General features: G+C 65.8%; 23 protein-coding genes. 15 read left to right on the top strand and 8 right to left on the bottom strand.

Annotated elements, in window-relative coordinates; all coding sequences use genetic code 11:
- The first annotated feature begins 56 nt into the window (after nt 1–56).
- From AC6CIE_RS21785 to AC6CIE_RS21770, 4 genes are all read left to right on the top strand, one after another.
- Entirely contained in the window at nt 57–281 is a 225-nt protein-coding gene (locus AC6CIE_RS21785; RefSeq protein ID WP_175138534.1) for a hypothetical protein, read from the top strand.
- 327 nt (nt 282–608) lie between these two features.
- Nucleotides 609–821, top strand: coding sequence for a hypothetical protein (locus AC6CIE_RS21780; protein ID WP_006218759.1), 213 nt, complete (start codon nt 609–611; stop codon nt 819–821).
- 147 nt (nt 822–968) lie between these two features.
- Nucleotides 969–2,075 carry an AGE family epimerase/isomerase gene (locus AC6CIE_RS21775; RefSeq protein WP_498094170.1) on the top strand — a complete coding sequence of 369 codons (1,107 nt, stop codon included), beginning with the start codon at nt 969–971 and terminating at the stop codon, nt 2,073–2,075.
- A 99-nt stretch (nt 2,076–2,174) separates the two neighbouring features.
- Complete coding sequence (locus AC6CIE_RS21770) at nt 2,175–2,390, top strand: hypothetical protein (RefSeq protein ID WP_006388022.1); 216 nt, start codon at nt 2,175–2,177, stop codon at nt 2,388–2,390.
- Between the two features lie 119 nt (nt 2,391–2,509).
- Here the strand turns inward: AC6CIE_RS21770 and AC6CIE_RS21765 are convergent, their stop codons facing one another.
- Nucleotides 2,510–3,445, bottom strand: coding sequence for a LysR substrate-binding domain-containing protein (locus AC6CIE_RS21765; RefSeq protein WP_175138533.1), 936 nt, complete (start codon nt 3,443–3,445; stop codon nt 2,510–2,512).
- Between the two features lie 105 nt (nt 3,446–3,550).
- On the opposite strand from AC6CIE_RS21765, the gene AC6CIE_RS21760 reads away from it, so the two are divergent.
- From AC6CIE_RS21760 to AC6CIE_RS21725, 8 genes are all read left to right on the top strand, one after another.
- The gene (locus AC6CIE_RS21760) at nt 3,551–4,540 is read left to right on the top strand and encodes a Bug family tripartite tricarboxylate transporter substrate binding protein (RefSeq protein ID WP_286939356.1); all 990 of its coding nucleotides are present in this window, start codon (nt 3,551–3,553) and stop codon (nt 4,538–4,540) included.
- Between the two features lie 2 nt (nt 4,541–4,542).
- Nucleotides 4,543–5,421, top strand: coding sequence for an N-formylglutamate amidohydrolase (locus AC6CIE_RS21755; protein WP_498093922.1), 879 nt, complete (start codon nt 4,543–4,545; stop codon nt 5,419–5,421).
- A 122-nt stretch (nt 5,422–5,543) separates the two neighbouring features.
- The gene (locus AC6CIE_RS21750; RefSeq protein ID WP_175138530.1) at nt 5,544–5,870 is read left to right on the top strand and encodes a hypothetical protein; all 327 of its coding nucleotides are present in this window, start codon (nt 5,544–5,546) and stop codon (nt 5,868–5,870) included.
- A gap of 162 nt (nt 5,871–6,032) precedes the next feature.
- On the top strand, nt 6,033–7,064 hold the full coding sequence (locus AC6CIE_RS21745) for an ABC transporter substrate-binding protein (protein WP_175138529.1): 1,032 nt from the start codon (nt 6,033–6,035) through the stop codon (nt 7,062–7,064).
- Nucleotides 7,051–8,067: an ABC transporter permease gene (locus AC6CIE_RS21740; RefSeq protein WP_498093920.1), complete on the top strand. Its 1,017-nt coding sequence runs from the start codon at nt 7,051–7,053 to the stop codon at nt 8,065–8,067. Before AC6CIE_RS21745 ends, AC6CIE_RS21740 begins: the two co-directional genes overlap by 14 nt.
- A complete protein-coding gene (locus tag AC6CIE_RS21735) occupies nt 8,061–8,864 on the top strand; it encodes an ABC transporter ATP-binding protein (protein WP_239213833.1) in 804 nt (267 codons plus the stop codon). Before AC6CIE_RS21740 ends, AC6CIE_RS21735 begins: the two co-directional genes overlap by 7 nt.
- Nucleotides 8,858–10,294 (top strand): cytochrome c, encoded by a 1,437-nt coding sequence (locus AC6CIE_RS21730; protein ID WP_498093918.1) that lies wholly within the window; start codon nt 8,858–8,860, stop codon nt 10,292–10,294. The genes AC6CIE_RS21735 and AC6CIE_RS21730 overlap by 7 nt, the downstream gene beginning before the upstream one ends.
- A gap of 47 nt (nt 10,295–10,341) precedes the next feature.
- Nucleotides 10,342–10,875 carry an OsmC family protein gene (locus AC6CIE_RS21725; protein WP_286939350.1) on the top strand — a complete coding sequence of 178 codons (534 nt, stop codon included), beginning with the start codon at nt 10,342–10,344 and terminating at the stop codon, nt 10,873–10,875.
- Nucleotides 10,876–10,880: 5 nt separating this feature from the next.
- On the opposite strand, the gene AC6CIE_RS21720 is transcribed toward AC6CIE_RS21725, so the two are convergent.
- The gene (locus AC6CIE_RS21720; RefSeq protein WP_175124042.1) at nt 10,881–11,723 is read right to left on the bottom strand and encodes a LysR substrate-binding domain-containing protein; all 843 of its coding nucleotides are present in this window, start codon (nt 11,721–11,723) and stop codon (nt 10,881–10,883) included.
- Between the two features lie 111 nt (nt 11,724–11,834).
- On the opposite strand from AC6CIE_RS21720, the gene AC6CIE_RS21715 reads away from it, so the two are divergent.
- Nucleotides 11,835–12,818 carry a bile acid:sodium symporter family protein gene (locus tag AC6CIE_RS21715; protein ID WP_498093916.1) on the top strand — a complete coding sequence of 328 codons (984 nt, stop codon included), beginning with the start codon at nt 11,835–11,837 and terminating at the stop codon, nt 12,816–12,818.
- Nucleotides 12,819–12,873: 55 nt separating this feature from the next.
- Here AC6CIE_RS21715 and AC6CIE_RS21710 read toward each other — a convergent pair whose 3' ends face one another.
- Both AC6CIE_RS21710 and AC6CIE_RS21705 read right to left on the bottom strand, forming a co-directional pair.
- Nucleotides 12,874–13,260: a Rieske (2Fe-2S) protein gene (locus AC6CIE_RS21710; RefSeq protein ID WP_498093914.1), complete on the bottom strand. Its 387-nt coding sequence runs from the start codon at nt 13,258–13,260 to the stop codon at nt 12,874–12,876.
- Nucleotides 13,261–13,311: 51 nt separating this feature from the next.
- A complete protein-coding gene (locus AC6CIE_RS21705) occupies nt 13,312–15,117 on the bottom strand; it encodes an ABCB family ABC transporter ATP-binding protein/permease (protein WP_218343363.1) in 1,806 nt (601 codons plus the stop codon).
- 270 nt (nt 15,118–15,387) lie between these two features.
- Here AC6CIE_RS21705 and AC6CIE_RS21700 point away from each other — a divergent pair, with 270 nt between their 5' ends.
- Nucleotides 15,388–16,212, top strand: a complete 825-nt coding sequence (locus AC6CIE_RS21700) for an aldo/keto reductase (protein ID WP_175124046.1) — start codon at nt 15,388–15,390, stop codon at nt 16,210–16,212.
- Between the two features lie 164 nt (nt 16,213–16,376).
- Here AC6CIE_RS21700 and AC6CIE_RS21695 read toward each other — a convergent pair whose 3' ends face one another.
- Both AC6CIE_RS21695 and AC6CIE_RS21690 read right to left on the bottom strand, forming a co-directional pair.
- On the bottom strand, nt 16,377–16,574 hold the full coding sequence (locus AC6CIE_RS21695; RefSeq protein WP_498093912.1) for a hypothetical protein: 198 nt from the start codon (nt 16,572–16,574) through the stop codon (nt 16,377–16,379).
- Nucleotides 16,571–17,743: a PepSY-associated TM helix domain-containing protein gene (locus AC6CIE_RS21690; RefSeq protein WP_175124048.1), complete on the bottom strand. Its 1,173-nt coding sequence runs from the start codon at nt 17,741–17,743 to the stop codon at nt 16,571–16,573. Before AC6CIE_RS21690 ends, AC6CIE_RS21695 begins: the two co-directional genes overlap by 4 nt.
- Before the next feature lie 191 nt (nt 17,744–17,934).
- Here AC6CIE_RS21690 and AC6CIE_RS21685 point away from each other — a divergent pair, with 191 nt between their 5' ends.
- Complete coding sequence (locus AC6CIE_RS21685; RefSeq protein WP_175124049.1) at nt 17,935–18,648, top strand: metallophosphoesterase; 714 nt, start codon at nt 17,935–17,937, stop codon at nt 18,646–18,648.
- Nucleotides 18,649–18,708: 60 nt separating this feature from the next.
- Here AC6CIE_RS21685 and AC6CIE_RS21680 read toward each other — a convergent pair whose 3' ends face one another.
- Both AC6CIE_RS21680 and AC6CIE_RS21675 read right to left on the bottom strand, forming a co-directional pair.
- Nucleotides 18,709–21,327, bottom strand: a complete 2,619-nt coding sequence (locus AC6CIE_RS21680) for a penicillin-binding protein 1A (protein ID WP_286939345.1) — start codon at nt 21,325–21,327, stop codon at nt 18,709–18,711.
- Nucleotides 21,328–21,424: 97 nt separating this feature from the next.
- Entirely contained in the window at nt 21,425–22,240 is an 816-nt protein-coding gene (locus AC6CIE_RS21675; protein ID WP_175124051.1) for an AraC family transcriptional regulator, read from the bottom strand.
- Nucleotides 22,241–22,243 lie beyond the last annotated feature (3 nt).

Below are 22,243 nucleotides of genomic sequence, written 5' to 3'. Positions count from 1 at the left end.
GGCGGAAAGGGCTTGACGGCCGTGCTATTGTTGACAAATTCAAGAGAGAATCACGCATGGCATTGCATCGTTTCGAAAAGGGCGAACTGGGACATTGGCTACGCGTCGTGGCCGACAACAACGAGCCCGGCGCGGTCCAGACCGAAGTGCCCGCGCATGTCGCGCAGGCGCTGGAAACCTTGCGCTGCATTGAATCCGGCGCCGATGGCCGCTGGGTCATCACCGACAAGGGCAGGCTCTCGCTGCGCATGGAAGAGCCGGGCGCCATCCATTTGCGCTAAGCCATTTGCGGTCTTCGCGGCGGTAAGACAATCGTCCGATTACGCAGTTCACCATATCCGTCATTTGAACAGCCGCAGGCAAAGTACTGCATGGTTGCGAATGTTTTCGCAGTATTTCGTGCTGGATGCCATCCCTACAGTGCGGCAAGGCATATCCTGAGACGGAATGTGGGAATTGACATCTTTCGGACGTATTCCACCCTGCGTCCGACCAGTAAGATGAACTTTGCGTGACGGATGCAGGTCTATTGTCTTGCGCGGGTAATTTTGTCCTGTCGCACGTCACGCGTGGTTCGCGCGTTTAGGTAACCGACTGGGAGGTAGCACATGCAGCATCGTGACCAGGAAGTACTGATCGACGTTTCCACAGCGGCCATGGATACCGGCGGATATGGCGTATTGCTGACGGTTACGGCTGAGGGCGGCACCGAAGTGGATGCCGCGTTTTCCCACTTGGGCAACTGCGCTTCGTTGGACGAAGCACGTGATCGCGCGGAAATCTTCGCGCAAAACTGGGTAGAGGAAAATATCTTCCGATAGGGCTTGCACCCTGGACGGAGCTGATCGGCACGACCGGTCTGTGTGTGCATGAGCACGTGGCGCATACCTTCGAGATGGCGACGACGATTTCGGTTATCGTTGCTGCTCCAAAACCTGGGGCCCTCGTCGGGTATGCGTCGTTCCAAGATGACTGCCGCACAGACCAATTCCTTTCTAGCGGATGATATCCGCGCGCTGCGGGCGCATTTTGATTCGGTCGTGTTGCCCATGTGGTTGGGCCGCGGTTTCAACGAAACGCTCGGCCTGCCTTACGAATCTCTGAATTCCGCCAGCGGTGAACCGTTGCCAGCAACGCGTTATCGCGCGATGGCTTGCGCGCGCCAGTTGTATGTTTTTGCGCAGGTTCCGGGCGAGGCGGCCGCGCAGCATGCGGACCGGTTGTTCGAATCCCTGCGCCGCGTGTTCCAGGATGAGCACGGTGGTTGGCGATACAGCGTCGATGCGGCGGGTCAGGCGCTGGACGATACGCAGGACCTGTACACGCACGCGTTCATCGTGCTGGCCGCTTCCGCCTATTTCCGGCGTAGCCGCAACGCGCAGGCGCGCAAGCTGATGCTGGCCACGGCGCGCACGATCGAGGCGCGTTTCAAGACCACAGATTCGCTGTATCACGCGGCGCTCAGCGCGGACTTCGCACAGCCGCTGAAACCGCCGGCGCAAAATCCGATGATGCATCTGACCGAAGCCTATCTGGCGGCGGCGCAGGTTGCCGAACCCGCCTGGTTTGCGCAGCATTTGCGCGAACTCGCGCAAGGCATCAGCCAGTTCTTCGTGCATGCGCCGACGCAATGCGTATCAGAGGCGTTGCAGGGCAGTGCTGCAAACCGGCTGGAGCCCGGCCATCAATTCGAATGGCTGTCTCTCGTGCACGAATCGGCGCAGGTGTTCGAAGGTCTGGACCTTGTAGAGTCCCTGCCGCGCGCCGTGCAGTGGTCGCGTGATCATGGCGTCGATGCCGCGGGCGTGATCGCCTCGCTGTACGAGTCCGGCAAGGTTGCAGACGATACCCGCCGAATCTGGGCCCAGACGGAGTACCTCAGGGCGTTGGCGGTGATGGGCGATCTACCCGCGTTGCAACCGGCGCTGGCAAATTTCCGCAGCCGCTTCCTGCACCCCACAGGCTGGTACGAATGCCTGGATACTAACGGAAACGTGACGCGGCCCGATATGCCCTCCACATCCCCTTATCACCTGGCAACATGTTTGACGGCGTTACAAAACGTTGTTTGCTAATCACGTTAACAATTTAGTTCTCCCTATGAAGGCGATTTAATAGAAAGACATTGGTGAAATCCCTTACAATTTGCTAACACTGTTTGTGGGGAAGCATCAATGAGCGTTATGTGTTTGGCTTGCCAACGCATTAATCCAGGACTTGCAGGCGTAGCGCCGCATTCGCACCTGGGACATCAAGGATTTACCAACCCAACGCAGAAAGGCCGGGAGGAAAGCCGCGAAGATCACTTCCGCTGCCTGAATTGCGGCGCGAAATGGCTGCGCGAGACCGACAAATGGGGCGTGGACCTGGGCTTCAAGCTCGCGCCCTGATCGGAATTCACCGGCACTCGTACGACACGGGCCCCTTCATGAGGCCCGTTGCTTTTGGGGCGGAATTCGCGTGCGGAAAGGTAAGGACGATAGCCGGCGCGGCGCGATGCGCGGGGCGTTCAGCAAGGGGCGCGTGCCGCCATGACATCGGGATCGCGGCTGGCGGTTTCCAGCAGCCATTGGCGGAAACAGGCGAGGGCGTAGTGATCGCGCCGCTGTGCGGGAGCGCACAGGTGATAACCGCGGTCGATGCGGATGACCAGTTCTGGAAAGGGCGCGGCGACCCGGCCCGCCTGCAGTTCGTCCCGGACCAGGCAGCGTTGCAGCACCGCGATGCCCATGTCGGCCATCACCGCGCGTATCAGGATCGATACCTGATCAAACCCGTTCGACAGCGCGACGCTGCCGCGCGCCACGCCAGCCGCACTGAACCATTGCGACCAGTTTTCCTGGCCGTTGGTATGAAACAGCAGCGGCTCGCCGAGCAACCCCTGCGGCGTGCTCCACAGACCTTGGGCGTGACGTTTCGCCAGTCGCTCCGGATGGCAGATCACCACCATCTCGCGACCGATGACGTAGTCCGCGTGCCAGTTGGGCCACTGCGCCGGCGTGCCAGACAGGATGCTGGCATCCGGCGTGGCGCCGGAAAAGTCTTCGTTGCGGCGGTAAGCCGAAAAGCCGAGCTGGATGTCGGGGTGGCGCTGGTGGAAGTCCGGCAGGCGCGGCACAAGCCACGCGCTGGCCAGCGTCGGAACAGAAGAAAGCGTCAAGCGCAGCCGCCGGTCGTCGGCGCGTAACTCCGTGCTGAGCGTTTCGATCGCCTGCAGCGGCGCCCGCGCGCCATCATAGAGCTTGCGGCCGGTGTCGGTCAGCGTGAGGCCGTGCGCATTCCTGTGCATGAGAGGCTGGCCGAAGTGCGCCTCCAGGCGCGAGATGGCACGGCTGATGGCACCCTGCGTGACGCACAGCACTTGCGCAGCCTGAGTGAAGCTGCCCAGCCTGGCCGCCGTCACGAAGGCATGCAGCTCGGACATCGACGGCGAATGCAGACGCATCTAGCATGACCTTTGGTAATGAAGGAGTGCAATATAGTCGTTTGAAAGGGGATCGTAAAGTTTGGACACTGGCGGCCTTCAGAACAACAACCCAGGAGTCGCCTCATGTCCCGCCGTCTTTTTGGCCGGTCCGCGCGCTTTGCGCTCGCCGGCATGTTTGCCACGTTGTCCTTCTGCGGCGTCACGCATGCCGCCGACTATCCCGCGCGTCCGATCAAGCTGGTGGTGCCGTTCGCGGCGGGCGGTTCGACGGACATCGTGGCCCGCCTGGTGGCTGAGTACGCAGGGCGGGATCTGAAGCAGACCATCGTGGTGGAGAACAAAGCTGGCGCTGGCGGATCGCTGGGCATGGAACAGGTGGCGCGGTCGACGCCGGACGGGTACACCATCGGCATGGCGACCATGAGCACGCACGGGTCGAATCCGGCCGTGTTCCGCAAGATGAACTATGACCCCGTCAAGGACTTCGTGCCGGTGGCCAATGTGCTGGCCGTGCCCAGCATCTTTGCGATCAATCCGAACATTCCGGCAAGGAACATGGCCGAATTCGTGGCGCTGGCCAAAGGCGCGCCCGAGCGTTACAGCTTCGCGTCGCCGGGCGTGGGCTCGCTGGGACACGTGAACATCGAGAACTTCATGATGCTGTCCGGCATCAAGTTGCTGCACGTGCCTTATCGGGGCGCGGGCCCGGCGCTGAACGACGTGATGGGCGGGCAAGTGGATGCGATCACGGACAATCTGTCGTCGACGTTGCCGCAGGTGCTGGGCGGCAAGCTGCGTCCGCTGGCCGTGCTAGGCGCCGAACGTTCGCCCTTGCTGCCCGACGTGCCCACGTATATCGAACTTGGCTATCCCGACATGGGCACGGGCGGCTGGTTTGGTCTGGTGGCGCCCGCCGGCACTCCGCAAGCGGTGGTGGAGCGTCTGAACAAGGCCGTTCGCGTGGCGATGGAAAACCCGGAATTCCGCAAGAAGGCCGAAGACGTGGGTGGTACGCTGATGCCCACGACGCCGCAAGAATTCCAGGTGCAGATCGACCAGGCGTTGGCCCGTTATGCAAAAGTGGCCAAGACCGCCAACATCCAGGCTGATTGACGATGACGACCGCCGACTTCCCCGCTGTTTCCGTTCATGAACCCATCGGGCCCGCGTTGCCGTTGGTCTGTGATTCGCCGCATAGCGGCGAGCGTTATCCCGACGATTTCGGGGCCGCGGCCACGCTGGCGCAATTGCGCCAGGGCGAGGACACGCACGTGGACGCGTTGTGGTCGGCGGCGCCCGCACTGGGCGCCACGCTGGTGGCTGCCAATTTTCCGCGCGTCTACATCGACCCGAATCGCACGTTGCAGGATCTGGATCCGGAACTGCTGGCCGAGCCCTGGCCCGAGCCGCTGGATCCTGGCGAGAAGACGCGGCTGGGCAAGGGACTGATCTGGCGGCGCATGGACAAGGCCACGCCGATCTATGACCGCAAGCTGACGCTGGCGCAGGTGCGCCATCGGATCCAGGCGTACTACGAGCCTTATCACGCGGCGCTGGCCAAGGCGATCCGGCACGTCGAGGAACGTTTTGGCGCCGTGTGGCACCTCAATCTGCATTCGATGCCGAACGATGCCTACGAGCGGCTTGGACGTCACAGCGAGCATCCCCTTGCGGACTTCGTGCTGGGCGATCGGGACGGCACGACGTGCGAGCCGGAGTTCATTGCATTGATTGAGACGGCGCTGCGCGACAAAGGCTATACCGTGGCGCGCAACGATCCGTACAAGGGCGTGCAACTCATCGCGCAGATCGGCCAGCCAGCGTTGAACCGGCACAGCCTGCAAGTCGAGATCCGGCGTCCGCTTTACATGGACGAGGCGACGCGCGAACGCAATGCCGGCTTCGATTTGCTGCGCGCCGATCTGTCGCACGTGTTGGAACAGGTGGCGGCCTTCGTACGGGTACGCGCACAGGCGATCGCGTCGACAAAATAGAGTCGCTTGCATAACGGTGCGCGGACCGGCATTTTGCGGACGTGGCTCCCTTAAGTTTCCTTGCCGCAGGCCGTTGTGCAACGTGTCGGTGCGCTTGCATGAATGCGCTCAAGGAAACCGCAATGTCCGAGAAGATCATCAATGGATTTTCAGTGGTCGCGTATGCGACCCAGCCCGAGGGGCGCATCCCGCCGCGTGCGTTTCTGGAGACGCGGCGTCTGCCTGTAAAGGCCGCCGCGCCTGCGAACACTTCCGTAACTGCGACGACCGCCGAAGACGCGGATCCCACCGCGGAGCAGGCCGCGCCGGAACCCGAAAGCCTGGCGTTCGAGATTTTCGTGAGCCGGCGTTTTCGCAGCACGATCGAAGCGATGTCGGCTGCACGCAACGCGCTGGACCGCGTGAAATCCGTTGATGCGGACGGCGTTCCGGAGCCGTTGCCGGAGTAGCTGCACGGGGCGTTTCTCCGTCGTTGCACGAGCCAATTTGCACGCGCCGGGAGCCCGCTCCCATATTGTTATCCCGACTTTGTATTTGTCTAACGCCTGTGCCCAGGCCGATGATGCCCCCTGGCAATCGTCGCCATTCTGGGTCTCTCAAAAGGAAGGTTGATGAATACGAAAGTCCATTCGGGCGCCGCTTCGGCGCACGGGATTTCTCGCCGCGCGCTGTTGCGCGCGGCCGGTGCTGCGGGCTTGGCCGCGCCGCTGGGCATGCTGGGCTCGCGCGTGCTGGCGGCCAATGCCGCGCCGCGCACGTTCAAGATCGCGTGGAGCCAGACCGCGGTGTGCCAGTCGCCGGTGTCGGTGGCGCTGGAGCGCGGCTTCTTCGATAAATACAACCTCAAGGTCGAACGCATCAATTTCAGCGGGTCCACGGACCAGTTGCTGGAAGCGATCGCGACGGGTCACGCCGATGGCGGCATCGGCATGGCGCTGCGCTGGCTCAAGCCGCTGGAGCAGGGCTTTGACGTGAAGCTGGCGGTGGGCACGCACGGCGGCTGCATGCGGTTGCTGACGGCAGAGGATTCGCCCATCAAGTCCGTGAACGATCTGAAGGGACGCCGCGTGGCCGTGTCCGATCAGGCCAGCCCCGTGAAGAATTTCTTTGCGATCCGCGTGGCGCAACTGGGGATTGATCCGGAGTCGGTGGATTGGCGCCAGTATCCGCAGGACCTGTTTGGCGAGGTGCTGAGAAAGGGCGAGGTCGATGCGATCGCGGGCGATGATCCGCTGATCTACACGCTGCGCGAGGACAATAAGCTGCGCGAGATCGCCACCAACATCGAGGGAGATTACGAGAACCGCACCTGCTGCGTGCTGGGCCTGCGCGGGGACCTGGTCCGCAAGGATCCCGAGTCGGCGGCGGCGATCACGCGTGCGGTGATCGATGCGCAGCGCTGGACGGCGTCGAATCCCGACGAGACTGCGCGCATCTTTGCACCCTACGTGCCCGGCAAGGTGCCGCCCGAGCGCGTGGCCGCGATCCTGCGCAGCCACAGTCACGGCCACGCCTCGACCGGCGCGGCACTGCGCGAGGAGATTGTGGGATACGCCAAGGACCTGAAGACCATCAAGGTCTTGAGCGCCAGCCTGGACATCAACAAGTATGCGCAAGCGGTGGTGCCCAATGTCCTCGGCTGATGCGTTGACGGTGGGGGCCGCAGGCCATGCGCCCGGCGCGGTGGGTTGGCGGCTATGGAAGACGGGCGTGGCCGCCGCGGCGCTGTGGGGGGCCGTGGGCGGCATCACGCTCGCGTGGCCCAACGTGGAAGTCGGCTTCACGTCGTGGGGATACACGCGCGAGTTCGGCGTGGCGGCCCTGGCGCTGGCCATCTTGCTGCTGCTGGCGGCTGTGTCGGGGGCGGAGCGGCTGCGGCCGATCCGTGCGCTGCATCGGGCCGGGCCGTGGCTGCTGGCGCTGGCGGTGGCGGTGGGCGCATGGGAGGTCGCGACGGCTAAGCTTGCGCTGCTGCCCAGCCCGTTCTTCGCGCCGCCGCAGTCGCTGATCGAGGTCTATGTGTCGGACTACAAGCGCCTGGCCGACAGCCTCGTCAATTCGCTGTGGCTGCTGGCGAACGGCTTCGTGCTGGGCGCGGCGGCCGGGTTTCTGACCGGGGTCGCGATCGGCTGGTCGCGCAGGCTGGGGTACTGGGTGCATCCGGTGCTGCGGTTTCTGGGACCCGTGCCGTCGACGGCGCTGCTGCCGATGGCGTTCTTCTTCTTTCCCTCCAGCTGGTCCGCAGCGGTGTTCCTGATCGCGCTGGCGACGTGGTTTCCAGTGACCGTGCTGACGTGGTCGGGCGTGGCGGGCGTGAACCGCGCGTACTACGACGTGGCGCGCACGATGGGCGCCAATGAATGGTTCCTGGTGCTGCGTGTGGCGATTCCGGCCGCCTTGCCGCAGGTGTTTGTGGGCCTCTTCATGGGGCTGGGCGCGTCGTTCTCGGTGCTGGTGGCGGCCGAGATGATGGGTGTGAAATCGGGATTGGGATGGTATCTGTCGTGGGCGCAGGGCTGGGCCTCGTACGCCAACATGTACGGGGCGCTGATCGTGATGGCGTTGGTGTTTTCCGGGCTGATCACGTTGCTGTTCCTGGGCCGTGACCGTCTGCTGGCCTGGCAGAAGGGAGTCGTGAAATGGTAGCGACTGTAACGGCGCACGCCAGCGCCCAATCTGCCGGCGCGCGCGGGGCCGCGCTGGCGGTGCGCGGCGTGAATCATCATTTCGATCTGGATGGCGCGGCGCTGCCCGTCCTTGACGACATCGACCTGGAGGTCAAACCCGGCGAGTTCGTCGCGTTGCTGGGGCCCAGCGGGTGCGGCAAGTCGACGCTGCTGCGGCTGGTGGCCGGGCTGGAATCGCCCGCGCAAGGCGATCTGCTGGCCGACGGCGCGGCGATTGAAGGCCCGTCGCCGTCGCGCATCGTTGTCTTTCAGGATCCGACGCTGTACCCATGGCGCACGGTCTGGAACAACGTGGCGCTGGGGCTGCAGGCGCGGGGCCTGTTGAAGACGCAGCGGCACCGCGTGGACGATGCCTTGCAACGCGTGGGGCTGACGGCGTTCAGCCAGGCCTATCCGCATCAGCTCTCGGGCGGCATGGCGCAGCGCGCGGCGCTGGCGCGCGCGCTGGTCAACGATCCGCGCATCCTGATCCTGGACGAGCCTCTGGGCAAGCTGGACTCGCTGACGCGCATCGCCATGCAGTCGGAGCTGGTGGAACTGTGGCAGCGCACGGGCTTTACCGCCTTGCTGGTCACGCACGACGTCGAGGAGGCCTTGTTCATGGCGTCACGCATCGTGGTGCTGAGCGAACGGCCCGCGCGCATCAAGGACGAGATCGTCAATGACCTGCCATACCCGCGTCATCGTGGCGATCCGCGGTTGGCGGCATTGCGGCATCGCGCGCTGGCCCTCTTGGGGCTGGACGCGACGTGGTGAGCGCGGCGGCGCTTGCGTTGGCTGCCGCAGGGGCGGGCGGTGCATTGATGGCGTGGTCGGCGGTGGCGGGCAATGCGGGAGCGGCGGGGCGAGGTGCGGAACGAAGCCTGCCGTGGGTCGCGGCGGGGGCGCTCGCGGCGTGCGCCGTGCTGCTGGCGTTGGCATGGCAAGCGGTGCCGGGCCTGCCCGGATTGCTGGGATCTCGTGTGGGGCATCTGGCGCTGGGGCTGACGGCCCTCCTGCTCGTGGCCAGCCTGGCCGCGGCATGGCTGCACAGCCGCGCGGGGGAGGTGGCAGCCGCCGCCAGACCGGCGTGGCGGCGCGGCGTCGCGGCGGCGCTGGGCGCACTGGGGCTGTTGGTCTTGCTGCTTGCTCTGTCGATCTGGCGCCAGCCTGCGGACGCGCTGGCGCTAGTGTCGTGGCCGTTTGCGTGGCGGTATGACCCGGACCTGCCCGTCAGTCCGTATACGTGGAGCCGGCTGTGGCTGGCGCTGGCGCAGAGTGCGGTGGCATTGGGTCTATTGGTGGCCGCCGTGTTTTTGCGGCGATGGCGGCTTGCGCTGCTGGCGGTTGCCGCTGCGCTGGTGCTGGCGACGAGCTGGCCCCAGCCGCGCCTGCTGCTGACCGAGGCGCGGGACACTTCTTATCAACGTTCGCCGCTGGCGTTTTCGGACACGAACGTGCTGCAAGGCGGCCGGTTGTATGCGCAGCATTGCGCGTCGTGCCACGGCGCGGCGGCGGACGGACGTGGGCCGCTGGCGGCCGGTTTGCCGGTGTGGCCGAGCGTTCTGGGCGCCGCGCTGTTCGACAACCGGCTGGAAGGCGAGCTGTATTGGCGGCTGGCCCACGGCGGACACGCGTCCGCCGGACGCACCATGCCTGGCCCGGACGCCGCGCTGCGGCCGGACGAGATATGGCAGGTGCTGGACTTCCTGCGCCTGCACGCCTACGGGACGAGCGGCGGGGCAGGCATGCCGGCAATCCCCGCGCCAGGGGTGGCGCTGACCTGCAGGGATGGCCGCGCGAGCCGGCTCACCGGCCTGCGCGGATTGCCCGTGCGCGTCGTGGCGCAGGCGGCAGGCGCGCCGGCTGAACCGCAGGATCCGCGCCTGTTGACGGTGGCGCTGACGCGCGGCCGTGCGGGCGCATCGGATGCCGATTGCGTGGCGGCGGATCCCGCGGCATGGGACGCCTATGCCTTGGCCGCCGGCGTGCCGCCGGACGACCTGGCGGGCGCGCAGTTCCTGGTGGACCGCCGCGGCTGGCTGCGGGCGCGCCTGCTGCCGCATGCCGCGCCGGCGTGGACCAGCGCCGACGACGTCTGCGGGCCGGGCGGGCGCATGGAGGCCAGCAACGCGCGCGGCCTGGGCGAGATTCTGCTGGCGATGGACCGTGCACCCATTGCCATGACCGACCTGCGGCGCAACTGAATGCCGCGCGTCCTTCGCACGTTTTTCTTCCAAGCGAGGTCTGCAAGATGAGTACGTTGAACGAGTATCTGGACCAGAAGCGCGCCGCCGTATTGCTGCGCAACGGGCGCGACCCGAAGACGGTGGAGCCGGTGAAGCTGCGTGCGCACGTCAGCGCGGAAGGGCGCAGCGGCGTGCGGCGCATCCGCATTCGCGATCATCAGGTGGTGAGCGACAGCCCGGCCGATTTTGCGGGCTACGACCTGGGGCCGAGTTCGCCCGAGCTGCTGCTGGGGTCGCTGGGCAGCTGCCTGACCCACATCTTTCTCATCAAGGCGGCGGAGCTGGAACTGCCGCTGGAATCGCTGGAGGTGACGATCGAAGGCGACCTGGACCCGCGCGGCGGCAAGCCGGGCTATGAAGCGGTGCCATTTTTTCCGCACAACATCCGCTATACCGCGCACATCGTGTCGCCGGCGGACGAGCACGCGGTTCGCGCCGTGCACGAGGCGGTGGAGGCGTGGTGCCCGATCCTGAACCTGCTCAAGCAGCCGCAAGCGCTGCACGGCAGCATCGAGCACACGCGCTCCGCGCCGCAATAGGGGCGTCAGGTCAGGGTGCTGCGCATCAGGATCTCGGTCAGCGCGCGGGTGGGTTTTCCCGGCGAGGGGGCCGAGATGACGATGAATTCCACGGGCGGCAGCGTGGGCAGGTTGGCCGCGCCCGCGGGCGCCGACAGGCCTGCAGTGGACAGGTGCGAGGGCTGCACGGTGATGCCCAGTCCCGCGCGGGCTGCTGCCTGGCAGCCCGCGTAGCTGGTGCTGGTGCAGACAATCTGCCAGCTCCGGCCCGCGCGGGCCAACGCGTCAAGCGCCAGCGTGCGCGTCACGCTGGGCTCGCGCAACAGGATCAACGGAAGGGGCTCGTCGGGATCCACGCGCAGACCTTCCTTCGCGCGCCACAGCAGCGCCTCCTTGTGCAACGTCTGGCCGCGCCGGTCGCCGCGCCGGCGCTTGCCGATCATCACGTCCAGGCGGTTGTCGTCCAGCAGCTTGTAGAGGTCGGTGGTGACACCGATGGTCAGGTCCAGCTCGACTTCGGGATGTGCCAGGCGAAACGCCGCCAGCACATCGGGCAGGGGACCCATCGCCAGATCGTCGGAGGTGCCCAGCCGGATCCGTCCGCGCAGGCGGGGCGCATCGAAGAGGCGCTCGGCCTTTTCGTGCGCGGCCAGGATGATCTCGGCATGCACAAGCAGGCTGCGGCCGTCGCTGGTCAGCGCGAGTGAGTGGGTGTCGCGCTGGAACAGGCGGCGATTCACGGCCTGTTCGAGCTGGCGGATGTGCTCGCTGACGGTGGGCTGGGTCAGGCCCAGCCGGCGCGCGGCTTCGGTGAAGCTGGGCGCGCCTGCGGCGGCGGCGAAGGTCTTGAGCCAGAGCGGGTTCAGCATGGGCGGGATGCGGTCATAGGGATTTCCAATGACAGTTAAAGTACTCAGTGGCCTTCACGATGGCAAGGGCCGCGCCTATAGTGGGCGCAACTTTCTGAACACGCCTTTGCCATGCGCCGCTTCCTGCCAGACCAATTCACCCTCATCCTGATCGCCACGGTGGCGTTCGCCAGCTTTTTCCCGGCGGTGGGCAAGGGCGCCACGTTCATGATGGTGGCGAGCAACGTGGCGATCTCGCTCCTGTTCTTCCTGCATGGCGCGCGGCTGTCCACCGATGCCATCGTGTCCGGCGTGAAGGACGTGCGCCTGCATGGGCTGATCCTGGCCTGCACCTTTTTGCTGTTTCCCGCGCTGGGCCTGGGACTGCGCGCGCTGTTTCCCGGGCTGCTGACGCCGTCGCTGTGGATCGGCGTGCTGTTCGTCTGCACGCTGTCGTCCACCGTGCAGTCGTCGATCGCCTTCACGTCGATGGCGCGCGGCAACGTGCCGGGTGCGATCTGTGCGGCGACGGCCTCCAATCTGCTGGGCACCGTGCTGACGCCGCTGCTGGTGGCGGTGCTGCTGCATCGGCAGGGCGGCGGGCATGGGCTGGCAGACGCCGGCCGCATCCTGCTGCAGCTGCTGCTGCCGTTCGCGGTGGGCAGCCTGCTGCGGCCGTGGATCGGGGCGTGGGCGCTGCGTAATAGCCGCACGCTGTCCAAGGTGGATCGCAGCTCGATCCTGCTGGCGGTCTATACCGCGTTCAGCGAAGCGGTCGCCCAGGGCATCTGGCATGCGTTCCCGGCCATCGACCTTGCCACGATGGTGCTGGTGAATGCCTTGTTGCTGGGATCGGTGCTGTTGATCACGACGTGGGGCAGCCGCAAGCTGGGGTTGAGCAAGGAGAACGAGATCACGCTGGTGTTCTGCGGATCGAAGAAGTCGCTGGCGTCCGGAATTCCGCTTGCGACCGTGCTGTTCGGCACGTCGCAGATGGGCGTGGTGGTGTTGCCCTTGATGATCTTTCACCAGATGCAGCTCATGGTCTGCGCGGTGCTGGCGCGGCGTTATGCCGAGCGGGCGGAGCCGGTGCAGGCAGTGGCGGTCCGGGCGTAATCCAGGCCATGAACCCGGGCGTTGATTCCGACGCAGCGGGCCGCCCGGGATGCGTTCAGGCGTCGGCGTCCGCGGGGCGGATCTTGCCCGCCGGCTGCCAGTAGACGCTGCCGTCGCGCTCGGACACGTCCAGCGCGGTCAGGCGACCGTTTCGACAGGGGCCGCCCACGCACAGGCCCGTGTCCGGCTGGTAGGTGGCGCCGTGGCGGGCGCACATGATGAGGTCGCCGGCGCGGGTGAAGAAGCTGCCTTCCCAGTCCAGTTCGACGCCGACGTGGGCGCAGCGGTTCAGGTAGCCATGCACCCGGTCCTGGTAGCGCACAAAGAAGGCGGTGGTGCGGCCCGCGCCATCGGTCACGGGCACCTTCACGCCGAGGCCGCCGTTGACCAGATCGCCGGCGGCGCAGACGCGGACTTGAGGGAGGGTGGGGGAATCCTGCATGGGAGGCCTGGCAATCAAAGGGTGCGATGTTCGGATAGGGGGCGGGGCTTGTCAATCCGCCGGCGCCGCCCGGGCGCTTTCCTGCTGGCGGGCCCACATGCCGGCGTAGATGCCGGCCTGGGCCAGCAACTGCGGATGGCGGCCGCGTTCGACGATGCGGCCATCGGCCAGCACGATGATCTCGTCCGCGTCCGCCACCGTGGACAGGCGGTGCGCGATGATCAGCGTACTACGGCCCTGGCTGACTTCGCGCAGGTTGGCCTGGATCTCGCGTTCCGTGTGGGTGTCCAGCGCGCTGGTGGCCTCGTCGAACAGGAATATGGCCGGATTCTTGAGGATGGTGCGGGCAATCGCCACGCGCTGCTTTTCGCCGCCCGACAGCTTCAGGCCGCGTTCGCCCACCATCGTGCCGTAGCCGTCCGGCATGGTCAGGATCAGGTCGTGGATGTGAGCAAGGCGCGCGGCGGCCTCGATTTCAGCGTCCGTGGCGCCCGGCCGGCCGTAGCCGATGTTGTAGCGGATGGTGTCGTTGAACAGCACCGTGTCCTGCGGCACCACGCCGATGGCCGCGCGCACGCTGGCCTGCGTGACGTCGCGTACGTCCTGGCCGTCGATCAGGATGGCGCCGCTGTCGGTGTCATAAAAGCGGAACAGCAGCCGCGCGATGGTGGATTTTCCTGCGCCGGAGGTGCCCACCACGGCCACCGTCTTGCCGGCGGGAATCGAGAAGCTGACACCTTTCAGGATGGCGCGGCGCGGGTCATAGCCGAAGTGCACGTCGCGGAACTCCACCGCGCCGCCCGATACCTGCAGCGGCGCGGCGCCGGGACGGTCCGCCACTTCGCGATCCTGGCCCAGCAGCTCGAACATGCGCTCCATGTCGATCAGCGCCTGCTTGATCTCGCGGTAGATGAAGCCGAAGAAGCTGAGCGGCGTGTAGAGCTGCAAGAGATACGTGTTGACCAGCACGAAATCGCCCAGCGTGTAGCGGCCCTCGGCGATGCCGTTGGCCGCCATCCACATCACCAGCGTCAGTCCCGTGGAAATGATGAGGGCCTGGCCGACGTTCAGGATCGACAGGCTGACCTGGCTGCGCACGGCGGCGCGTTCGTAGCGGGTGAGCGAGGCGTCGTAGCGCCGGGCCTCGTGTTCTTCGTTGCCGAAATACTTGACGGTCTCGTAGTTCAGCAGGCTCTCGATGGCCTTGGTGTTGGCCTCGGAGTCGGTTTCGTTCATCTGGCGCCGGAACTTGGCGCGCCATTCCGTCACGGCAAGCGTGTAGGCCATGTACAGCACGACGGTGGCGCCAGTGGCCAGCGCCAGCCAGCCGTCGAACATCTTCCACAGCACGATGCAGACCAGGCTGATCTCGAAGAACGTGGGCAGGATGTTGAACAGCAGGAACGACAGCAGTGTCTGGATGCCCTTGGTGCCGCGTTCGATGGCGCGGTTCAGCCCGCCGGTCTGACGCGCCAGGTGAAAGCGCAGCGCCAGACCGTGCAGGTGGCGGAAGATCTGCAGGCCAACCGAGCGGATCGCGTGCTGGCCGACGCGCGCGAAGATGGCATCGCGCAGTTCCGAGAACAGCAGCGACAGCACGCGGGCGGTGCCGTAGGCGAGGATCAGGCCGAGCGGCACCGTCACCGTGCCGGGCGCGCCCTTGCCCAGTTCGTCGACCGCCTGCTTGTACAGCAGCGGCACGTAGACGGTTGCGGCCTTGGCGGCGAACAGGCACAGCAGCGCCGCCACGACGCGGACCTTCAGGCCGGTCTTGCCGGGCGGCCACAGGTAGGGAAACAGCGTGCGAAGCGTGGCAAGTCCGCCGCCCTTGCCGGGCCGCGTTTCAGGAGAATTCATGATCGGGATGCTGGGTTTGGGGCCGCCTCCGACAGGGGAGTTAGGCCGTTTGCAGGGCATTATGAGGCACCAGCGGTAATATTTGAGGGATAACCCCTGGTACGGAAGCACCAGCATCGGGGGATTGAAGGCTGTATTGCGACACGGGCGCAGCACGTCGGGCCCGTTTCTTTCTCTTCCAACCGGGGGTCCGGCCGGCTGCTCCCCTGGTTGCGCGACCGGGCGCGTTTTCGCCGCGCCTGGATCGCGTCGCTTGCTACGGAGGGTCTTATGGCGAAGGTACCCGCAGTGAAATTGAACGACGGAGGCAAGATTCCGCAGTTGGGCCTGGGAGTCTGGCAGGTGCCGGACGATCAGGCAGCGTCCAGCGTGAAGGAAGCGCTGGCGGCAGGTTACCGGTCGGTGGACACGGCGGCGATCTACGGCAACGAGGCAGGCGTGGGCGCGGGCCTGCGGTCGGCCGGCGTGGCGCGCAAGGACCTGTTCATCACCACCAAGCTCTGGAACGACAAGCACGGCTACGACGACGCGCACAAGGCGATGGACGAAAGCCTGGAGAAGCTGGGGCTGGCGTACGTGGACCTGTACCTCATCCACTGGCCGGTCGCGGGCAGCGAGAAGTTCCTGGACGCCTGGCGCGCCATGATCGAGATGAAGGAAGACGGCCGCGCGCGCGCGATCGGCGTGTCGAACTTCACGCAAGCCAATCTGGAACGCCTGATCGACGCGTCCGGCGTCACCCCCGCCGTCAACCAGATCGAGCTGCATCCGGGGTTCACGCAGAATGCGCTGCGGGCCTTTCATGCGCGGCATGGCATCGTGACCGAGTCCTGGAGTCCGCTGGCGCAAGGCAACATCACGAAGGAAAAGGTGATCCTGGACCTGGCGCAAAAGCACGGCAAGTCGCCCGCGCAGGTGACGCTGCGCTGGCATCTTCAGCACAACCTGGTCGTGATACCGAAGTCCGTCACGCCCGAGCGCATCCGCGAGAACATCGACGTGTTCGACTTCGAGCTGTCGGCGGCGGACATGGCGGCCATCGACGGCATCAAGGAAGGTCCGCGCCTGGGCCCGGATCCCGAGAAGTTCGCGTAGGGGAAGCAGCCCCGGCGGGTGGCGCGGCGAGCGGGGCCGCGCAGCCGGCCGGGGTAAGTGTCCGGCCTTGATCGGCGGGGCCGTCATTGGCCGAGCCGCGATTGGCGGGGCCGCCATCGGCCGGGCGGCGGTCTGCGGGACCGCCATCGTCGCGATGTGTTCGGCTAGTGCTTGAGCGGGAACACCCAGTACCGCACGATGACCACGAGCAGGATGCTCAGCGCGGTCCAGGACGCCCAATGCCAGGCGCCGGTGCCCAGCAGGGCCGCCAGCAAGCCAAAGCTGCTGAGCGCACCCAGCAGGATCGGCACGCCCCACACGAACAGGAAGCCCCGGCTGCCTTTACTCGTTGAGCGGCTCATGCGGGCGTCCTTTGCGGGGCCGCAGCCTGGTGTTTCTTGATGAGTTCGTTGATGCGCGCTTCGGTGGCGCGGCGCCGGGCCAGCCACAGATACAGTCCGCTCACCAGCACCACGATGGTGACGAGATCCAGCAGCGCCCAGATGATCTTGAGCGGCAGGCCGCCGTAATCGCCGAAGTGCAGCGGCCGCGAAACTTCCAGCGCGGTCAGATACCACGGCATTTTCGCCACTGTCGTCAGCGCACCGGTCCGGCCGTCAATCAGCACGGGCGTGTTCAGCTTGGACGTCAGGGGCGAGTCGCCACGCATCCACGCAATGAAGTGCTGCGGGCTGCCGAAGGCGTTGCCGGGGAAGGAGATGAAAGAAACCTCGTTGCCCGGCATGGCCTTGCGCGCGGTGTCCGCCACCAACTGCGCCGACGCGAGCTGCGTGGGGATGGGCTGACCCTTGTAGGGTTCCAGCACGCGCGGCAGTTCGGTGGATTGCCACAGGCGGAAGAGCGGCGTGGACAGTTCGTTGATGACGCCGGTCAAGCCCACCACCAGCGCCCACACCAGCGTCACGATGCCGAGCAGGTTGTGCAGGTCCAGCCATTTCAGGCGCGTCGAGCGCGTGGCGCGCACGGTGCCGAATTCCAGCTTCTTCATGAAGGGGCCGTACAGCACGACGCCGGACACGATGGCCACGCAGAACAGCAGGCCCATGAATCCCAGGAACAGCTCGCCGGTCAGGCCCGCGAACAGGTCCACGTGCAGCGCCAGCATGATGCCCATGAACGAAAACTTGTCTTCGGTATAAAGCGGGCCATCGAGCAGCACATCGCCCGTGCGGGCATCCATGCGGATCGCGTGGCCCGAGGCCAGTCCGTCGCCGGGCGTCTTCGCCATGCCGACGAAGACCTGCGGCTCATCCGGGTCGAACGACAGGTAGTCGACGACTTCGTTCGGGTACATGGCTCGCGCGTTGGCCACGAGCTTGTCCAGGTTGGCGGGCGGGGTGTCCGCAGGCACCGCGGACAAGGGCTTGCCGTCGTCGAGCCAATGCTCGATCTCGTGATGAAACACGAGCGGCAAACCGGTCAGACAGATGATGAGCAGGAAGATCGTGCAAACCAGGCTGGTCCATTTATGGACGAGATACCAGGTTTTGATGGTGGACGCGGCGGTCATGGCGACGGCGGGAAGCGGCTTGGCGCCACTCCTTTTCAGGGCAGTACGGGAAAGGAGAAAACATTATCACGAACAAGTTCGATTCTCGTAACGCTATTTGACCCTTTCGGTAACGAGGCTGGCCGTGGGGACGGACCAAAGCGGGTTAAAAAGAAGGGTCAGATTTTTCCTTGCGGTATTCCCGAATCATCATGGAGCAGCGTTTTCTCAAGGTTCCGCGCAACGAATCCGGCCGCGATTTTGCGGTAGGCGATGTGCATGGACATTTTTCGCGCCTGCAACAGGCGCTGGATGAATTGGGGTTCGACCCCACCCGCGACCGGCTTTTTTCCGTGGGCGATCTGGTTGACCGTGGACCCGAGAACGAGGCTGCGCTGGACTGGCTGGCCAAGCCCTGGTTCTACGCGGTGCAAGGCAACCACGAGGACTACGCGATTCGGCATGTGCGCACCGGCAAGGTGGACGTGACGAACTGGCGCGGTTATGGCGGTGGCTGGTTTCTGGATCTGCCCGCCGAGCGGCAGCAGGTGTTTGCCGAAGCCTTTACCCAATTGCCGATTGCCATCGAAGTGGAAACGTCGTCGGGCGCGGTCGGACTGCTGCATGCCGACTGCCCGGTGTTGTTCTGGCCCCGGCTGGAGTCCGCGTTGCAGGACCGCTATAAGCGCACCAGCGCGGCGTGCCAGTGGTCGCGCGACCGTCTGCGCCAGATGGACCGAACCGGCATCCTGGGCGTGCGGGCGGTGGTGGCGGGGCACACCCCGGTGGCGTCGCCGCTGGCGCTGGGCAACGTGTATCACATCGATACCGAAGGCTGGAACGGTGGCTATTTCACGTTTCTGAATCTTGAATCCCTGCAGGCGTGGCCCCGCGAGGTCGTGACCGAGGCCGCGGCCGCCGAGTAGGACGGACGGAACAAAGCAAAACGGGCGCCGAGGCGCCCGTTTTTGCGAGATGCGCAGCTTTTACAGCGGCCGGGCAGTCACCGCGCCGGGGGCTGTCACGGCGCTGGCGCTTACGCCCGCCGAATCGGCTGGCGCGGCTGCGGCAGGGACGGCTGGCGTCTGCACGCCGCCCGCAGCGGGCATGGCCTGCGCCTGCGGAACGGGGGCGGCGTCTGCACGGGGCACGGGGATCGGCATCAGCGGCGGCTGAATCGGACTGCCTTCGGGAGCCGCGGCGCCGCCGGGAGGCAGCGGCTTGACCGAGGTGTCGACGCCGTCGGTCGAGCGGTTGTTGTTCAGGAAGTCGGTCAGCGCGTCGCCGGAAGACAGGTCCAGCGAGGCCACCGCCTGGCCCGGCGGGAATTCGGAGAAATAGTATTCGCCGTTGTCGACCAGCAGGCCGTCGGGGCGCGGCGCCGGCTTGGCTTGCGGCACGTCCTTCAGGACGGGCTGCATGTAGTCCAGCCAGGTGGAGAGCGCCAGGCCGCTGCCGAACTCGTTGGTGCCCAGCGACTTGGGTTGGTCAAAGCCCATCCAGACGGTGGTGGCCAGCGTCTGCGTGAAACCCGAGAACCAGACGTCGACGGCGTCGTTCGTGGTGCCGGTCTTGCCGCCGATGTCGTTGCGCTTGAGCACCTGATGCGCACGGGCGGCGGTGCCGTTGACCGTGACATCGCGCAGGATGTCGTCCATGACCCATGCCGTGCGCGGGTCGATGGCGCGCGCCTGCGCGTCGCCGGCCACGACGGGCTGCGTCTTCATCAGCACGTTGCCAGAGCGGTCCGTGACGTGGTCGATGAGGTAGGGCGTGACGCGGTAGCCGCCGTTGGCAAACACGCTGTAGCCATTGACGACCTGCAGCGGCGTGGCGCCACCCGCGCCCAGCGCAAGCGGCAACACGGCCGGCCAGCGTGATTTATCGAAGCCGAAGCGCGTCAGGTAGTCCTGTGCGTACTGCGGTGAAATCGCCTGCAGGATGCGGATCGACACCATGTTCTTGGAGCGCATCAACCCCTGGCGCAGGGTCAGCATGGGTTCGTACTTGTTGCCGTCGTTCTTGGGCTGCCAGGCCTTGGAACCGGTCTGCTCGGCCGTCAGCATGAAGGGCTGATCGGAGATCTGCGTGGCGGGCGTCAGGCCCCGTTCCAGCGCAGCCGCATAGACGAACGGTTTGATGTTCGAGCCCGGCTGGCGCCATGCCTGCGTGACGCGGTTGAAGTGGCCGCGGTTGAAGTCGAAGCCGCCGATCATGGCGCGGATGGCGCCATCCTGCGGCACCATCGACACCAGCGCAGCCTGCAGCGCCGGCATGTTGATGATTTCCCAGTTGTCGCCGTTCTTGTGGATGTAGACGACCGAACCGCGCCGGATGCGCTGGGTGTCGCTGGCCTTGGGATTGAGCGCGCGGGCGACGACCGCCAGGGCCTTCTTGTCCGAAATGGTGATGATGTCGCGCCCGCTGCGCGCCACGGTGACTTCAGTGGGGCTGGCGGCCAGCACGACGGCGGCAAGCAGGTCTTCGCTGTCGGGCGACTTTTCCTGCACGCCGTCCAGGATCTCGTCGAGCGCCTGGGGGTCCTGTTCCACGCCGTCGGGCAGCTCGACCTGGTCTTCCGGGCCCGGATAGACGGCGCGGCGGGTGTAGTCGATGATGCCGTCGCGCACGGCGCGGTAAGCCGCTTCCTGCGCCTTGGAATCGATCGTGGTGTAGACGTCGATGCCCGACGAGTAGGTGTTCTCCTGGAACACGCCATACATCAGCTGGCGGGCCAGTTCTGCCGGATAGTCGCCGTGCACCGCAAAGCCGCGCGTGCTGCTGCCGTCCGCGCCGCGGATCGTGATGCGCTGTTGCAGGGCTTCGTCGGTCTGCTCCGGCGTCAGGTAGCCCAGCGTCTTCATGCGGCCCAGCACGTAATGCTGGCGGATCTCGGCGCGCGGGTAATTGGTGATCGGGTTGAAACGCGAGGGCGCCTTCGGAATGCCGGCCAGCATGGCGGCTTCGGCGGGCGTGACCTCCGACAGCGGCTTGCCCAGGTACGTGCGCGAGGCGGCCGCGAAACCATAGGCGCGATGGCCCAGGTAGATCTGGTTCATGTAGAGCTCGAGGATCTGGTCCTTGGTGAGCTCGGATTCGATCTTGAACGTCAGCAGCAGTTCATAGAACTTGCGCGAATACGTCTTTTCCGACGACAGATAGAAATTGCGCGCGACCTGCATGGTGATCGTGCTGCCGCCCTGGGACTTGGAACCCTTGACGATGTTGGTCAGCACGGCGCGTGCGACGCCCATCCAGTCGACGCCGCCGTGGCTGTAGAAACGGTCGTCCTCGGCCGCCAGAACGGCCTGCCGCATTACCGGGGGGATTTCGTCGAAACGCAGCACGTTGCGGTGCTCTTCGCCGTATTCGCCGATGAGCACCTTGTCCGCGGTGTAGATGCGCAGGGGCACGCGTGGCCGGTAGTCGGTCATCGCGTGCAGGTCGGGCAGGCTGGGCCACGCCAGGGCCAGTGCGAGGCCAAGCACGACGGCGCTGCACACGGCTGCGCCGGCGGCGGCGATGCCCGCTTTAACCAGGAGAGGTTTCCAGGGGAGGCCCGATTTGCCGCCCGGGTTGGCGGAGGATTGCTGGGGATTGCTCATTGCAGGCGATTCTAGGGCAGAACGCTATAGACCGCCCAGGGCGCAATAAGGTTTCGGTAACGAAATCTGCCCATGTGAGTGGATATTCAGCTTTTGTTCAGGTTGGCGAGGCCCCGGGGACGGATTGCAGATAACGCTGGGGTGGGGCGCCCAGTGCCCGATGAAACATGGCGGAGAAGGCGCTGGCGCTGCGGTAGCCGAGGTCCGCCGCAATGCGCGCCACTGGCACGCCCATCGACAGCCGGCACACCGCATCAGCCAGCCGCACCTGCTGCACCCACTGTCTGTAATTCAGTCCTAGTTCGGATTGAAACAATCGGATCAGCGTGCGCGCACTGGCGCCGACTTCGCTTCCCCAGTCCTCGATGCCGCGTTGCAGGCCGGGCTGGTCCAGAATGGCCGCGCAGATGGCTTGCAGGCGCCGGTCGCGCGGCCACGGGATCTGAATGGGCACGATGCGCGCGGCGGCCAGCTCAGCCAGGATCAACCCCGCGATCTGCTCGACCCGTCCCCCGAGCGGGTAGTCGATGGGCTCGGCCGTCAACGCCAGAATCAATTCCCGCAGCAGGCCGCTGACCTCGATCACCTGGCACTCGGGCCAGTAGTCCCGGGCCGCGTCGGCCTGAATGTAAAGGGAACGCATCGAGACCGCGCCGACCATGTCGACGCCGTGCGGCACGCCCGCCGGCACCCATAGCGCGCGCAGCGGCGGCAAGGCCCAGAAGCCGCTGGGCGTGGTGACGCGCATCACGCCTTCGACGGCATAAATGAGCTGGGCGCGCGGGTGCGTATGGGGACCGGTCTGCGCGCCGGGGGAAAATTCCTTGGCCATCGCCGTGACGACGCGCGGACGATGCTGGTAGTCCTGCGCGTTGATGCTGCGGGCGGGATCGGGGGGAGGGCGGACGACCATGGT

Source organism: Achromobacter sp. GQ309 (assembly GCF_059759315.1).
Note: the sequence above shows the minus strand (reverse complement) of the source record. Positions and strands in the feature narration are given on the sequence as shown.

What these genes read in the sequence shown, in the direction of transcription:
- AC6CIE_RS21785 (WP_175138534.1), top strand. Translation starts at nt 57, where the DNA reads ATGGCATTGCATCGTTTCGAAAAGGGCGAACTGGGACATTGGCTACGC.
- AC6CIE_RS21780 (WP_006218759.1), top strand. Translation starts at nt 609, where the DNA reads ATGCAGCATCGTGACCAGGAAGTACTGATCGACGTTTCCACAGCGGCC.
- AC6CIE_RS21775 (WP_498094170.1), top strand. Translation starts at nt 969, where the DNA reads ATGACTGCCGCACAGACCAATTCCTTTCTAGCGGATGATATCCGCGCG.
- AC6CIE_RS21770 (WP_006388022.1), top strand. Translation starts at nt 2,175, where the DNA reads ATGAGCGTTATGTGTTTGGCTTGCCAACGCATTAATCCAGGACTTGCA.
- AC6CIE_RS21765 (WP_175138533.1), bottom strand. Translation starts at nt 3,445, where the DNA reads ATGCGTCTGCATTCGCCGTCGATGTCCGAGCTGCATGCCTTCGTGACG.
- AC6CIE_RS21760 (WP_286939356.1), top strand. Translation starts at nt 3,551, where the DNA reads ATGTCCCGCCGTCTTTTTGGCCGGTCCGCGCGCTTTGCGCTCGCCGGC.
- AC6CIE_RS21755 (WP_498093922.1), top strand. Translation starts at nt 4,543, where the DNA reads ATGACGACCGCCGACTTCCCCGCTGTTTCCGTTCATGAACCCATCGGG.
- AC6CIE_RS21750 (WP_175138530.1), top strand. Translation starts at nt 5,544, where the DNA reads ATGTCCGAGAAGATCATCAATGGATTTTCAGTGGTCGCGTATGCGACC.
- AC6CIE_RS21745 (WP_175138529.1), top strand. Translation starts at nt 6,033, where the DNA reads ATGAATACGAAAGTCCATTCGGGCGCCGCTTCGGCGCACGGGATTTCT.
- AC6CIE_RS21740 (WP_498093920.1), top strand. Translation starts at nt 7,051, where the DNA reads ATGTCCTCGGCTGATGCGTTGACGGTGGGGGCCGCAGGCCATGCGCCC.
- AC6CIE_RS21735 (WP_239213833.1), top strand. Translation starts at nt 8,061, where the DNA reads ATGGTAGCGACTGTAACGGCGCACGCCAGCGCCCAATCTGCCGGCGCG.
- AC6CIE_RS21725 (WP_286939350.1), top strand. Translation starts at nt 10,342, where the DNA reads ATGAGTACGTTGAACGAGTATCTGGACCAGAAGCGCGCCGCCGTATTG.
- AC6CIE_RS21720 (WP_175124042.1), bottom strand. Translation starts at nt 11,723, where the DNA reads ATGCTGAACCCGCTCTGGCTCAAGACCTTCGCCGCCGCCGCAGGCGCG.
- AC6CIE_RS21715 (WP_498093916.1), top strand. Translation starts at nt 11,835, where the DNA reads ATGCGCCGCTTCCTGCCAGACCAATTCACCCTCATCCTGATCGCCACG.
- AC6CIE_RS21710 (WP_498093914.1), bottom strand. Translation starts at nt 13,260, where the DNA reads ATGCAGGATTCCCCCACCCTCCCTCAAGTCCGCGTCTGCGCCGCCGGC.
- AC6CIE_RS21705 (WP_218343363.1), bottom strand. Translation starts at nt 15,117, where the DNA reads ATGAATTCTCCTGAAACGCGGCCCGGCAAGGGCGGCGGACTTGCCACG.
- AC6CIE_RS21700 (WP_175124046.1), top strand. Translation starts at nt 15,388, where the DNA reads ATGGCGAAGGTACCCGCAGTGAAATTGAACGACGGAGGCAAGATTCCG.
- AC6CIE_RS21695 (WP_498093912.1), bottom strand. Translation starts at nt 16,574, where the DNA reads ATGAGCCGCTCAACGAGTAAAGGCAGCCGGGGCTTCCTGTTCGTGTGG.
- AC6CIE_RS21690 (WP_175124048.1), bottom strand. Translation starts at nt 17,743, where the DNA reads ATGACCGCCGCGTCCACCATCAAAACCTGGTATCTCGTCCATAAATGG.
- AC6CIE_RS21685 (WP_175124049.1), top strand. Translation starts at nt 17,935, where the DNA reads ATGGAGCAGCGTTTTCTCAAGGTTCCGCGCAACGAATCCGGCCGCGAT.
- AC6CIE_RS21680 (WP_286939345.1), bottom strand. Translation starts at nt 21,327, where the DNA reads ATGAGCAATCCCCAGCAATCCTCCGCCAACCCGGGCGGCAAATCGGGC.
- AC6CIE_RS21675 (WP_175124051.1), bottom strand. Translation starts at nt 22,240, where the DNA reads ATGGTCGTCCGCCCTCCCCCCGATCCCGCCCGCAGCATCAACGCGCAG.